The sequence below is a fragment of the Pseudomonas fluorescens genome, from assembly GCF_000967965.1.
GTDB classification, from domain to species: domain Bacteria; phylum Pseudomonadota; class Gammaproteobacteria; order Pseudomonadales; family Pseudomonadaceae; genus Aquipseudomonas; species Aquipseudomonas grandcourensis.
Genome location: NZ_LACC01000036.1, coordinates 25,152 through 38,220 on the forward strand (window position 1 = coordinate 25,152; position 13,069 = coordinate 38,220).

Below are 13,069 nucleotides of genomic sequence, written 5' to 3' on the forward strand. Positions count from 1 at the left end.
ATTGAACGATAACGCGGGTATCAAGCCTGGTTCTGTCTAGCCTTCAGATTGCGCGCATACCACGGCCGCTGCGGCACTTTGCGGAACAGATCCTTCAGCGTCTTCTCGTCCTCGCCAAAGGTAATCCGCAGCGCCAGCTTCATGGTTTCCGGGTCCATTTCCACTGACTTGCCGGCCTGTAATCCCGGAGTGGTGCTGCAACCATGGGTGCTCGGCCCGAGCCAAGGGTCATCGATCTCGACCCAGCGCCCCGGCGCGAACCATTGCACGCCGTTGACCTGCAGCCGACTGACCTGCCCCGGATGGAAGCGCTCGTGGGCGCGGAACCAGTCTTCCAGGCGGTCGTCGATCCAGCCGTGGAAATGCCAGAACACCGGGCTCACATGGGAAGAAAACGGATCGCCGAGAAAATCGTTTTCCGGTGCAAACCAGCGTGCGGAAAAGTCCGCCGGATCCCGGGCGAACGGCACCGGCTGACCGTTGGACGGGTCACGGGGCACCGAAGCCCAGCGCATGTGCAGCCAGTCGTGCAGGCCCAACTCGACCTCCGAGCCAAACTGGCCGAGCGTCAGCGTCGACAGGTAACGCGGGTCGCGGTAGCGGGATTCCCAGACCTGGAAATTGCTGTGATAGGTCTCGCCAGTCTTGAGGTCGCTGACCCATTGCGTGTACTCGTCATCGTCCTCGGCCAGCCAGGTCGGCGGCAGCGCGGTGCCGTCGTGGTTGTCGAAGTAACGCGCAAAGCCGAGCCGGTCACGCGCCAGCTCCGGTTGCGGCAACGGGAAGTGCGTCCAGGACGGCAGGTCCTGCATCGACCGCGCCGTACCGAGCATGTGCCGGTGCATGAAGAAAAAGTCCACGCCCGAACCGTTGCGATCCTTGCGCTCGCCCCGGGCATCGCGCTCCTGGTCCCGAGAGCCAGGCTGCCAGCCGAGCCCGCGCAAGGCGCCGCGCTGGTCTTCGGAAAGCTTGTGCCACTTGTCCCGGGAGGCATGCCAGAGCTGGTGGAACAACCGGTGCTCCGGCGATACCAGCCAGGCCAGCAGGGTCGAATTGAGGCCGGCGCGCTCGCGGGCTTCAGGGAATACACGTTTGACGGCAATGAATCGATTGTCCTGGGCCGTCAGCATCAGCAGCCGATTCAGGTCCAGCACCCGCCCACTGAGACTGCCGCTGCCGGCGTTACCGAAACCGGCCCAGACTTCGTCCAGGGTCATGTCGAATTCGTAATCGCAACAGCCGCTAGCGCCCAGCAGCCGCCAGGCCAGCTGCTTCGGGTTGGCCCCGGACAGATCGCCGAGCACCCGGTAACGGGGCTCTTCGGTGGAGCGCAAACGCTCGGCGGTGTCGAGATATCCACTGACACCGCGCCCCTTGTGGCCGATGTCGAGGAACACCTCCAGGCCTTCGAGGGGCAAGCCTTCGATACCGGCATCACGACCTTCGAAACGAATCTGCCAGACCCCGCGCAAGGTATCCGCCAAGCGTTGGCCGGCAACATCCGCCACGTCGAACGAGGCTTCACCGGGGGTGATCGTCGGGTCCGGCCTGGTCAGTTCGCGATGCCCGTAATACGCCGCCGGCACGGCGGCACCGGTCAGCGCCAGACCCGCGAGGAACCATCGTCGAGAAATCGTCATTGCCCTACCTGTGTCAGCCATGGAGCAGGCTTTATCCAAGCTAGAACGTTTGTTGCCTGCATAAATTTAAAAAGCATCGCGAGCAGGGCTCGCTCCTACAGGAGAACGCATTCCCATGTAGGAGCGACGGTGCGGCGATCCGACCTGCTCGCGATGAGGCCATCAGCCGCGCTAAATTTTCCGGCCAGCCACTCGTTCCCCCCAGATAGCAAAGGCCCCTACGCCTGATCCTCGACGGCGAACCTGACTGAGACGGCAATGACAAAACCACGTTCGAAAAAGGCTCTTTTCATTGGCCTGCCGCTGGCCCTGGCGATCAGCGCGGGTGGGGGTTTCGCGGCCTGGGACTACGGGTTCAGGGACAACCCCGGCTACCCGGTCAAGGTGATGAAACAGGCCGATCAGTTGCAGGAACGCATCCTCTCTTTCGACAGCCACATCACCGTGCCCATGGACTTCGGCACCGCCGGCAACGAAGTCGACAAGGACGGTGAAGGCCAGTTCGACCTGGTCAAGACCGGGCGCGGGCGCCTGTCCGGTGCAGCCCTGACGATTTTCGGCTGGCCGGAAATCTGGAACGGCCCCAATGCCCCCCATCGCCCTACCGCCGGTTTCGTCGACGAGGCCCGCTTTGAGCAGGAAACCCGCTACAAGATCATCAGCACGATGGTGCGTGACTTCCCCAATCAAGTGGCCATCGCCTACACCGCCGACGACTTCCGCCGCCTGCACGGCGAAGGCAAGTTCGCGGTGTTCATCAGCATGCTCAACGCCTATCCGCTGGGCAATGACCTCAACGCCCTGGACAAGTGGGCCGCGCGCGGCATGCGCATGTTCGGCTTCAGCTACGTGGGCAACAACGCCTGGGCCGACTCGTCGCGGCCGCTGCCGTTTTTCAATGATTCGCGGGATGCCTTGGGTGGGCTGTCGGACACCGGCAAGCAAGCGGTGCATCGCCTCAACGACCTGGGCGTGATCATCGATGTGTCGCAGATGTCGACCAAGGCCCTGGAGCAAGTCGCGCAACTGAGCCGCACGCCGATGGTCGCTTCCCACTCGGCGCCGCGCGCCCTGGTGGACATCCCGCGCAACCTCAGCGACACGGAAATGCAACTGATCAAGAACAGCGGCGGCGTGGTGCAGATCGTCGGCTTCCCGACCTACATCCGCCCGCTGAGCCAGGCCACCCAGGACAAGCTCAACGCCCTGCGCGCCCGCTTCGACCTGCAACCGCTGCAAGGCCTGGAGATGGCCCTGATGCCCGGCGACCCGGTGATCACCGTCTGGCCCGAGCAGCGCTTCGGCAAGTACGCCAGCCAGCTCTATTCGATCCTCGACGAAGAACCCAAGGCCACCCTCAAGGATTACGGCGATGCAATCGACTACACAGTGAAGAAAATCGGCATCGACCACGTCGGCATCAGCTCCGACTTCAACGACGGCGGCGGCCTGGACGGCTGGAAAGACGTCAGCGAAGCCCGCAACGTGACCGCCGAACTGATCAGCCGCGGCTACAGCGAGGCCGATATCGCCAAGCTCTGGGGCGGCAACTTCCTGCGGGTCTGGGACCAGGTGCAGAAGTCCTCCCGGCCTGTCGCTAAAAACTGATTTCTCCTTTGCCAAAGCGAACCGAATCCATGACCAACCGTCGCTCATTCCTCAAGCAGGCCGGCATCCTCGCGGCCGGTATTCCCTTGGCCTCCGCCGTGAACCTGCCCGCACAGGCCGCCAGCCCCACGCCACTGCCCAAGGACAAATGGGACCAGTTGCGCCAGCTCTTCACCCAAGATCCGAACTACCTGCACTTCGCCAACTTCCTGGTGACCTCGCACCCGCTGCCTGTGCGCGAGGCCATCGAGATGCACCGCGCCAACCTCGACCGCAACCCGGGCCTGGCCATGGACTGGCATCGCGGCGAAACCGAACGCCGCGAAGAAGAGGTGCGCGTGTGGGCCGGCCGTTACCTGAAGGCCAAGCCGTCGCAGATTGCCCTGACCGGCAGCACCACCGAAGGCCTGGCGATGATCTACGCCGGTATCCACGTGCGCCCGGACCAGGAGATCCTCACCAGCGAACACGAGCACTACGCCGCCAACAGCGTGTTCGAATACCGCACCCAGAAGGACGGCACCCAGGTTCGCAAGATCAAATTGTTCGAAGACCCGTACAAGGTTTCGACCGCCGAAGTGCTGGCCGCGATTGAACGCAACATCCGCCCCGAAACACGAGTGCTGGGCATGACCTGGGTGCATTCCGGCAGCGGCGTGAAGCTGCCCATCGGCGAGATCGGCAAACTGGTGGAGGAGAAAAACCGTGGCCGCGAGGACAAGGACCGCATCCTCTACGTGATCGATGGCGTCCACGGTTTCGGCGTGGAGAACGTCGATTTCCCGGACATGCACTGCGACTTCTTCATCGCCGGCACCCACAAATGGATGTTCGGCCCACGGGGCACTGGGATCATCTGTGCCCGTTCCGACGAGCTCAAGGACGTGACCCCGACCATCCCGACCTTCTCCGAAGCCACCCAGTTCTCCACGGTGATGACCTATGGCGGCTACCACTCGTTCGAACACCGCTGGGCGCTGAACGAAGCTTTCAAATTGCATCTGGAGCTGGGCAAGGCCGAGGTCGCGACGCGCATCCACGCCATCAACAGCTACCTGAAAAAACGCTTGCAGGCACACCCGTCGGTAGAGCTGGTCACGCCACTGTCGCCGGAGTATTCCGCCGGGTTCACCTTCTTCCGCATCAAGAACCGGGACTGCGAGGAAGTCGCCAATTACCTGATGGACCAGCGTGTGGTGTGCGATGCCGTCGACCGTGATGTCGGGCCGATCATTCGCGTGTCGCCGGGGCTGCTCAATACCCAAGCGCACATCGACCGCCTGATGGAACTGCTGGCCAACCAGGTCTGACCGAGCGATAGTCATTATGAAAAGCACCCTGAAAAAACTCGGCGCCCTGACGCTGCTGGCCGTGCTCGGCAGCGCCTTGCCCGGCCTCGCCCTTGCCTACACCGCGCCATTGCCCGGCAAGGTCTTCAAGGATTGCCGTAACTGCCCGGAAATGGTGGTGCTGCCCGCCGGCACCTTCACCATGGGCACCCCGGACGACGAGGTCGGCCGCGAGCCTGATGAAGGCCCGATGCATGCGGTGACGTTCGACAAACCCTTCGCCATGAGCCGCTACCAGATCACCGCCGGCGAATGGGCCCAATACATGAAGGAAACCGGGATCACCCTGCCCGATGGCGACACCCGCCCCGGCCGCGAGTGCATCAACAGCAAGCCGCGTTATCCACAGGGCCCGCGTCAGCCGGCGGTGTGCATGAACTTCGCCGAGGTCAGCGCCTACGTCGCCTGGCTGTCGATGAAGACCGGCCAGCACTACCACATCGTCAGCGAGGCCCAGCGCGAATACGCCGCCCGCGCCGGGTCAACGGGAGCGTTCCCCTTCCCGTTCGACCCGGGCACCGAGTACAGCATCGCCACCCATGCCAACACCTATGGCCCTACCGATGGCTACAGCTATTCCTCACCGGTGGGCAGCTATCCGGCGAATGCCTTCGGCATGTACGACATGCACGGCAACGTCTACGAATGGATCGCCGACTGCTACCACCCGGACTACGTCGGCGCGCCCACCGACGGCAGCGCCTGGACCGAACCGAACTGCGACACCCTGCGCATCCGTGGCAACGACTGGGGCGAAGCGCCGGTGTTTTCCCGCTCGGGCAACCGCAATGACATCGACCCGCAAACCCGTGGCGACTGGATCGGTTTCCGCGTCGTGCGCGACCTGACACCCAACCTCTGACTGCCTTTCTCAAAGGCATCTCCAGCGGCCACCGCCAGTCGGTGGCCGTCTAAATTAAACGCCTGACCGCACGTTCTACTGGGTATCTGCCTCAAGACCCAAGGAACCCTCTGCTCATGACCCAGCCAACGCGCGGTGCAATTCATGAATTGTTCACCCTCCTCAAACCGTTCCGGCTCGTCGTCAGTCTGGCGATCCTCCTGGGCATGGTGGGTGGCCTGAGCGTGACGGTGTTGCTGGCCACCATCAACAACGCGCTGCACTCGGCGGATGGCCTGACCCAAGGCGTGGTCGCCCTGTTCGGCGGCCTGTGCCTGCTGGCCCTGGGCAGTTCGATCTGCTCGGACATCGGCACCAACTACGTCGGCCAGCACATCATCGCCAGGCTGCGCAAAGAGCTCGGGAAAAAGGTGCTTTCAGCGCCCATCGAACAAATCGAGCGCTACCGCAGTCACCGGCTGATCCCGGTGCTGACCCACGACGTCGACACCATCAGCGACTTCGCCTTCGCCTTCGCGCCGCTGGCGATTTCCCTGACCGTGACCCTCGGCTGCATGGGTTACCTGGCGATGCTGTCGTGGCCGATGTTCCTGATGATGGTGCTGGCGATTGCCATCGGCACCGGCATCCAGTTCTACGCCCAGGGCAAGGGCATCCAGGGTTTCATGGCCGCCCGCGACGCCGAGGACGATTTGCAAAAGCACTACAACGCCATTGCCGGCGGCGCCAAGGAGTTACGCATCCACCGCCCGCGCCGCCAGCGCATGTTCGAATCGGGCATCCAGGGCACTGCCGATTTCATCTGTAACACTCAGGTGCGTTCGATCAACACCTTCGTGATCGCCAAGACCCTGGGCTCGATGCTGTTCTTCGTGGTCATCGGCCTGGCGCTGGCCCTGCAATCGTTCTGGCCCAGTGCCGACCAGGCGGTGATGAGCGGCTTCGTACTGGTGCTGCTGTACATGAAAGGCCCGATCGAGCATCTGGTCAGCACCTTGCCGATCATCAGCCGCGCGCGTATTGCCTTTCGCCGCATCGCCGAACTGTCGAGCCAGTTTTCCTCCCCCGAGCCGCACCTGTTGCTCAATGACAAAGGCACCCCGCCGACCGTGGTCAACCGTCTGCAACTGGACAACGTCAGCTACGCCTTCCCCGCCGCACCGGGCAGCGACGCGTTTCGCCTGGGCCCGGTGAACCTGACCATCGAGCAAGGCGACATCATTTTCATCGTCGGCGAAAACGGCTGCGGCAAGACCACCCTGATCAAGTTGTTGCTGGGCCTCTACGCACCGCAACAGGGTTCGATCCTGCTCAACGGCCAAGGCATCGATGCGCACAATCGCGACGACTACCGCCAATTGTTCACCACGATTTTTGCCGATTACTACCTGTTCGATGACGTGGTCCAGGGCGACCAGCACATCCCCGAAGAAGCCAACAAATACCTGCAACGGCTGGAAATCGCGCACAAGGTCAGCGTCAGGGACGGCAGCTTCACCACCACCGACCTGTCCACCGGCCAGCGCAAACGCCTGGCGCTGGTCAATGCCTGGCTGGAGGAACGCCCGGTGCTGGTGTTCGACGAATGGGCCGCCGACCAGGACCCGACCTTCCGCCGCATCTTCTACACCGAGCTGCTGCCGGACCTCAAACGCCTGGGCAAAACCATCATCGTCATCTCCCACGACGACCGCTATTTCGACATGGCCGATCAACTGGTGCGCATGGAATCGGGCCGGGTCATCACCGAGCGCGCAACCGCCTGAGCGTCGTTGCCGCGCGCAAATCATTGTTTTTTGAAGTTTGTTTTCCGGTTTAACGAAAGCGGTACGTCTAATAATAATTATCATTAACTAAAACACTGCACACACCATTCTGGAGCGATTCGAGCAATGCAAAGCCTTACTCTGTCCCGCGCACCCTTGGCGTTAGCCATCGAACGGCAAAAGAAATTCCGAACGGTCGTGCCGGGCGCGCTGCTGACCTTGTTGCTGCTGGGTACGTCCCAGGTCGAGGCAGCCCCGGTGAACGTCGATGTGCCGGCTCAGTCGCTGGCCAGCGCATTGCGCCAACTGGGCCAGCAGACCAACCTGCAGATTCTCTATAGCCAGGACATGGTCAACGGCATCAAGTCCACGGCGGTGTCCGGCAACATGGAACCGGAACAGGCACTGAAAACCTTGCTGCTGGGGAGCGGCATCAATTTTCAGTTGAATGGCAATACCGTGTCGCTGGTGCCATCGGCCGGTGACTCCAGTGCACTGCAGCTGGGCGCGACGTCCATCACCGGCGTGGCGCTGGGGCCGACCACCGAAGGCTCGCACTCCTACACCAGCGATGAAGTGACCATCGGCAAAGGCAACATCAAGCTCAAGGACATCCCGCAGTCAGTGTCCGTCGTCACGCGCCAGCGCATGGACGACCAGAACCTCAACAGCCTGCAGGACGCCATGCGTCAGGTCACCGGCGTGACCATCAAGACCTACAACTCCGGCTCCAGCCTCAACGACGTCTACATGCGTGGCTTCCTCGTCGACCAGGTGCAGGTCGACGGCGTCTCGCAGCCCACCGGCCAGGGCGACATGGCCACCAGCTTCGACCTGGCGATGTACGATCGCATCGAAGTACTGCGCGGCCCGTCGGGCCTGTACCAGGGCGCGGGTGAACCCGGCGGTACGATCAACGTGGTGCGCAAGCGTGCTCTGAGCAAATTCGCCCTCGGTGGCGAACTGGCTGCCGGCTCTTACGATCGCTACCGTTCTTCGGTGGACGTCACCGGCCCGTTGAACGACCAGGGCACCGTGCGCGGTCGCTTCATCACCGCCTACGAGAACAACCAGTCCTTCGTCGACTACGCGCAGAACGAACGCCCGATGGTCTACGGTCGCCTGGAATTCGATCTCGACCCGGCCACCACCCTGTCGGTCGGTGGCGCTTACCAGAAGAACAACTCCACCCCGGCCTTCGGCCTGCCGGCCTACGCCGACGGCTCGTTGCTCGACGTATCACGCTCGACCTTCGTCGATGCCAAGTGGAACACCCTCAACGAAAAAGTCTGGGAATCCTTCGCCGAACTCGACCACGAACTGGACAACGGCGGTCAGTTCAAGACCACCCTGACCTACCGCGACGCCGAAACCCCGGAGCGTAACTTCACCTGGGCCGACGGCGCGGTCGACCCGACCACCGGTGACAGCTGGGCCGTGGCCTACGACTACTACACCCACATCAAGACCATCGGCGTCGACAGCTTCGTCACCACGCCGTTCGAGTTCGCCGACCGCCGCCACGAGTTCACCGTGGGTGCCGAGTACCAGCACCTGGACAAGGACTTCACCTACGGCGGCGGCGAGTACTTCCCGATCAACGTGTTCGATCCGGGCAGCATCGACATCCCCCGCAACGACTATGCGCACGTCAACGGCAACTGGTCCAAGTCCGACCAGTACGGCGTCTACACCCGCGCCAAGATCAACGTCACCGACTGGCTCGATGTCATCGGCGGCAGCCGCGTCACCTGGTACGAAAGCGATGCGAAGAACGCCAACGCCTTCTTCAACAACTTCGGCGAGGCCCACACCAGCATCAACCGCAAGGTCGTGCCGTACGGCGCCATCATCGGCAAGATCACCCCTGAACTGTCGACCTACTTCAGCTACACCGGCGTGTTCAAGCCGCAGAGCGAAATCGGCACAAACGGCCAGCCGGTCGGCCCGCGCGAAGGCAAGCAGTACGAGATCGGCCTCAAGCGCGAATTCTACGAGGGTCGCCTGAACGCCAGCCTCGCCGCCTTTCGCATCTACGATGAAAACCGCGCCGAATACGACAACACCTCCGGTGCCTACATGACTGAAGGCAAGGCACGCAGCCAGGGTTGGGAAACCGAGTTGAGCGGCAACCTGACCGACAACTGGAGCATCGTCACCGGTTACGCCTACACCTCCACCAAGTTCCTGGACGGCGATCAGGCCAACAAAGGCAAGACCTTCAGCACCATCACGCCCAAGCACAACTACAACCTGTGGACCAAGTACGAGTTCACCGACGGTGCGCTCAAGGACTTCAGCGTCGCCGGTGGCGTGCGAGTGGTCAGCGACACCTACTACCAGCGTGATGTGAAGTTCAAACAAGGCGGCTATGCCGTTACCTCGGCCCAGGTCGGCTACAAGTTCAACGAACACCTGTCGTCGACACTGACCGCCAACAACCTGTTCGACCGCAAGTACTACGACCGCGTCGATGCCTCCTGGGGCACCAACTTCTACGGCGACCCGCGCACCCTGACCTTGAGCCTGCGCGCGCAGTACTGATTGCCGGCTGCGTCAACAGCCACACTCCACCGGGCCGCTTGCGGCCCGGTGCTGATTCGCTGACGAACCGCAAAGGTGATGTGCGTTTATTGCTCCGGGTTCAGGATTCGACCTTGCGGCCGTGTGCGTCGGCTCTGAGTTGCCCGGTATCGACTCGGACAAAAGTGGAGTCCCCGACCGCGGTCAGGACATCCCCGGCGAAGACCTCACAGATGACCCGGCTTTTGCGCCCGACCTCGCCCTCGACTCTTGCACGCAGTGTCAGGGGGACACCCATCGGGGTGGGCTTGATGTACTTGATGCCCAGGTTACCGGTGACGCATGTAACGTGAGGCAGGCTGCCGACCTCGCGCTGTTCTGCCCGGTAGTGATAAGCCATCGCCGCCCAGTTGGAGTGGCAATCGACCAGCATCGCGATCAAACCGCCGTAAACCAGACCCGGCCAGCCGCAGTACTTGTCATCCGGCATATGCTGCGCCATGACATGCACCCCGTCTTCATGCCAGAAGCTCTTGATGTGCAGCCCGTGCGGGTTCTGGCTGCCGCAGCCATAACAAACGCCTTCAGGCGCGGCGATGTCTTGAAGCGAAGTGTCCTGCGTGGTCATGCCGTGTCCATCCTTAATACCGGGGGCCAATTGTCGTGGTTCAAAGCGAACCGGGTCACCGGATCAATATTGGCAGATTGCTGTGCCGGAAACGACGCAATACCCTGAGAATCAGGGATACTCCTGCCGAGCATGCAAAACGCTCAATATCTCGATTCGATCCGTCACTCGGTAAACCACAAGGTAGTTGGGATGCACGACAATCTCCCGAGTGCCGGGTACTCGACCGAATCGATAAAGGTAGGGATGTTCAGGAAGGGCCGATGTAGCAGCCTCGATTGCTTGAAACAGCTCGCTGGCCGCTACGAAGTTTCGGTCGCCAATGTAGTTCAGGATTTGCCAGAGTTCGGCCCGTGCTTCGGGCCGCCACTCAACCAGCATCGTACTTGTTGCGCTTTGATTCGATGAGGGCTCGCATATCAGCCATCACTTGATCGTGCGGGACATTCTGGCGCGGGTCGTCAATCGAAGCTTGCACCTTGGCGCGGAACCAATGGTCATAGCTGGCGGCCTGCTCTTTGGTCTCAAACTCTGAAACGATGGGGGAAAGTTCGGCGCTCATGATGGCCTCCGGGGTCAATGGGTAGCAGTCTAATCGGTATCGGGGGCGCTGTCGTCGATCGCAAGATGAAGTGTCATTTGCCAAACCGACCAACGCGTAAAGCCAGATCGTAAGGGCTGTACTTCCGAGGGCCAACCGCAAACTTTCGTAGGACTCTTCCTGCCGACTCCGAGGAATTCAACGCTCTCTGACAAGGCATGACAGCAGGTTAAAAACCACTCAATAGCGCCTATTTAAGCGGCCTACAGGTTACTTCGTGAAAGCCACAATGCCTTGCGCCGTTGCCTACAGGTACGCCAGAATCCGCCGGCTTGTGCGCCTTGGGAGTCGTCGGTAACTTGGTTCGGGTCACTGATTTCCAGTGATCGGGTTTAGTAGCCCGGTATTTCCACCATCGGTTGCATAAGCGTCGTTCAGTCAGGTTTACCTGTGCTTAATGGTGGCTGTGTGCATGGCGTCTTCGGATGCGCCGGGTTTTGGGTGGATTACCGGTCTACTAACTTGCACACAGCCGCCACCCTTTCGTTTAGTAGCGCGATGGTTGTGGCCCTAAATGGAATGCCACCAATGTTCAAGCCCACACCCAATCCGCCGGACTCCGACCCGGCCTCGCCGTACGAAAGCCCCGACTCCAAACAATTCCACGAAGCCGCCGAACGCGCGCTCAATCACTACCTCAACCCGGGCGCCAACATCATGGCCACCCCGCGCACACCCAGCACCATGTTCATCGTCAACCCCGAACTCAGTACCGAAACCCTGCTGGTGCACGCCTGCGAATCCCTGGCGTCGGCCAATGTCATGGCCAACGATCTGGTGGATCATCTGGAGGGGACGAGTCGCAGTGCGCTGCTGGGGATTGCACAGGTGATCATGCTGGGGGAACTGGCGGTGAATCGGGCGCTGGATCGGCTTGATCCGCCTTAGTAGCCACCGCTCTTGTGTTGAAGGCACTCACCTGTGGCGAGGGAGCTTGCTCCCGCTGGGCTGCGAAGCGGCCCCAAAATCGACTATCGCGGTGACTCAGACATACCGCGTTGTTCGGGTTTACGGCTGCTGCGCAGCCGAGCGGGAGCAAGCTCCCTCGCCACAGATTAAGCAGTGCCCACATGAGTGTGTCGGTCAGGCCAAACTCTCGCCAATCTGCGCCGCCAGTTGCACCAGCATCCCCGGCACTTCCTGGACCATCTCGCCCATGCGCGCAAAGTCGTGGGTCATGCCGGCCTTGACCTCCAGCACCACGGGTTGCCCCGCCGTGCGCAGTTTCTCGGCCCAGGCCAGGCCTTCATCGAGCAACGGATCGTACTCGGCCAGCCACAGCACCGTCGGTGTCAGCCGTTGCAGGTGCTCGGCGTACAGCGGCGAAAAACGCCAGTCGGCACGATCCGCTTCGCTGCGTTGGTATTGCTGGTAGAACCACTCCAGCGTGGTGGCTTCCAGCAGGTATCCTTCGGCGAACCGCTCAAGGGATGGGCGCTTTTTTACCGCGTCGATCACCGGGTACAGCAGCACTTGCAGGCGCGGCACCAGCGGCCAGCCCAATGGGTCCTGGGCAATGGCGATGCACAGCGATGCCACCAGGCTGCCGCCGACGCTGTCTCCGGCCAGCGCTATAAGATTCGCGTCCAGCCCCAGTGCCTTGGCTCCGGTAATGGCGAGCCAGCGCGTCACGTCCTCGGCATCTTGGTAAGCGGTGGGAAACCGGTGCTCCGGCGCAAGGCGATAATCCGCCGACAACACGGCAAACTCCCCCGCCAGCGCCAGGCGTCGGCACAGGGTGTCGTGGGAATCGAGGCTGCCCACAACGTAACCGCCGCCATGGAAGTACAACAACACCGGGCGCGGTTCGCTGTCCGGTTGCGGTTTGGCGTACAGCCGCGCGTTGAGCACATGCCCGTCCCGCGCGGGAATGCTGAGCGCCGTCACCGTCAACATGCCCGTCGGGGCCGCATCGAGCAACTGTGAGGTCTGTTCGAACTGCTGGCGCGCTTCGTCGGGATTCAGCTCATGCATGGGTTGGCTTTTGCCGCTGAGGCGGCCGAACTCGGCCAGTTCTAGAAATCCTTCGATGTCCGGGTGCAGTGCCATGGGCGGTGGTCTCCAAAAATAAAAAAGCTCGCCCAATAAACGA

At 61.8% G+C, this 13,069-nt stretch carries 11 protein-coding genes; 6 read left to right on the forward strand and 5 right to left on the reverse strand.

Going from position 1 to position 13,069, the window contains the following annotated elements:
• Positions 1 to 20: 20 nt before the first annotated feature.
• Positions 21 to 1,640, reverse strand: coding sequence for a pyoverdine maturation tyrosinase PvdP (pvdP, locus tag VC35_RS24650; RefSeq protein WP_046043157.1), 1,620 nt, complete (start codon positions 1,638 to 1,640; stop codon positions 21 to 23).
• 258 nt (positions 1,641 to 1,898) lie between these two features.
• Here pvdP and pvdM point away from each other — a divergent pair, with 258 nt between their 5' ends.
• From pvdM to VC35_RS24675, 5 genes are all read left to right on the forward strand, one after another.
• Positions 1,899 to 3,248 (forward strand): pyoverdine-tailoring dipeptidase-like protein PvdM, encoded by a 1,350-nt coding sequence (gene pvdM / locus VC35_RS24655; RefSeq protein ID WP_046043159.1) that lies wholly within the window; start codon positions 1,899 to 1,901, stop codon positions 3,246 to 3,248.
• A 29-nt stretch (positions 3,249 to 3,277) separates the two neighbouring features.
• Complete coding sequence (gene pvdN, locus VC35_RS24660) at positions 3,278 to 4,558, forward strand: pyoverdine-tailoring periplasmic protein PvdN (RefSeq protein ID WP_046043161.1); 1,281 nt, start codon at positions 3,278 to 3,280, stop codon at positions 4,556 to 4,558.
• 16 nt (positions 4,559 to 4,574) lie between these two features.
• Positions 4,575 to 5,459 (forward strand): dihydropyoverdine dehydrogenase, encoded by an 885-nt coding sequence (pvdO, locus tag VC35_RS24665; RefSeq protein WP_046043162.1) that lies wholly within the window; start codon positions 4,575 to 4,577, stop codon positions 5,457 to 5,459.
• A gap of 116 nt (positions 5,460 to 5,575) precedes the next feature.
• Positions 5,576 to 7,225: a cyclic peptide export ABC transporter gene (locus VC35_RS24670; protein ID WP_046043164.1), complete on the forward strand. Its 1,650-nt coding sequence runs from the start codon at positions 5,576 to 5,578 to the stop codon at positions 7,223 to 7,225.
• Between the two features lie 126 nt (positions 7,226 to 7,351).
• A complete protein-coding gene (locus VC35_RS24675) occupies positions 7,352 to 9,769 on the forward strand; it encodes a TonB-dependent siderophore receptor (RefSeq protein ID WP_046043165.1) in 2,418 nt (805 codons plus the stop codon).
• Positions 9,770 to 9,869: 100 nt separating this feature from the next.
• On the opposite strand, the gene VC35_RS24680 is transcribed toward VC35_RS24675, so the two are convergent.
• The 3 genes from VC35_RS24680 to relB all read right to left on the reverse strand — a co-directional run bounded on the left by VC35_RS24680 (position 9,870) and on the right by relB (position 10,938).
• Positions 9,870 to 10,376 (reverse strand): PaaI family thioesterase, encoded by a 507-nt coding sequence (locus tag VC35_RS24680; protein ID WP_046043166.1) that lies wholly within the window; start codon positions 10,374 to 10,376, stop codon positions 9,870 to 9,872.
• 111 nt (positions 10,377 to 10,487) lie between these two features.
• The gene (locus tag VC35_RS24685; protein WP_046043167.1) at positions 10,488 to 10,757 is read right to left on the reverse strand and encodes a type II toxin-antitoxin system RelE/ParE family toxin; all 270 of its coding nucleotides are present in this window, start codon (positions 10,755 to 10,757) and stop codon (positions 10,488 to 10,490) included.
• The gene (gene relB, locus VC35_RS24690; RefSeq protein ID WP_046043169.1) at positions 10,747 to 10,938 is read right to left on the reverse strand and encodes a type II toxin-antitoxin system RelB family antitoxin; all 192 of its coding nucleotides are present in this window, start codon (positions 10,936 to 10,938) and stop codon (positions 10,747 to 10,749) included. Before relB ends, VC35_RS24685 begins: the two co-directional genes overlap by 11 nt.
• Before the next feature lie 567 nt (positions 10,939 to 11,505).
• Between relB and VC35_RS24695 the strand changes: the two genes are divergently transcribed.
• A complete protein-coding gene (locus VC35_RS24695) occupies positions 11,506 to 11,865 on the forward strand; it encodes a DUF6124 family protein (protein WP_046043171.1) in 360 nt (119 codons plus the stop codon).
• Between the two features lie 195 nt (positions 11,866 to 12,060).
• Here the strand turns inward: VC35_RS24695 and VC35_RS24700 are convergent, their stop codons facing one another.
• Positions 12,061 to 13,026, reverse strand: a complete 966-nt coding sequence (locus tag VC35_RS24700; protein ID WP_046043172.1) for an alpha/beta hydrolase — start codon at positions 13,024 to 13,026, stop codon at positions 12,061 to 12,063.
• Positions 13,027 to 13,069: the final 43 nt, after the last annotated feature.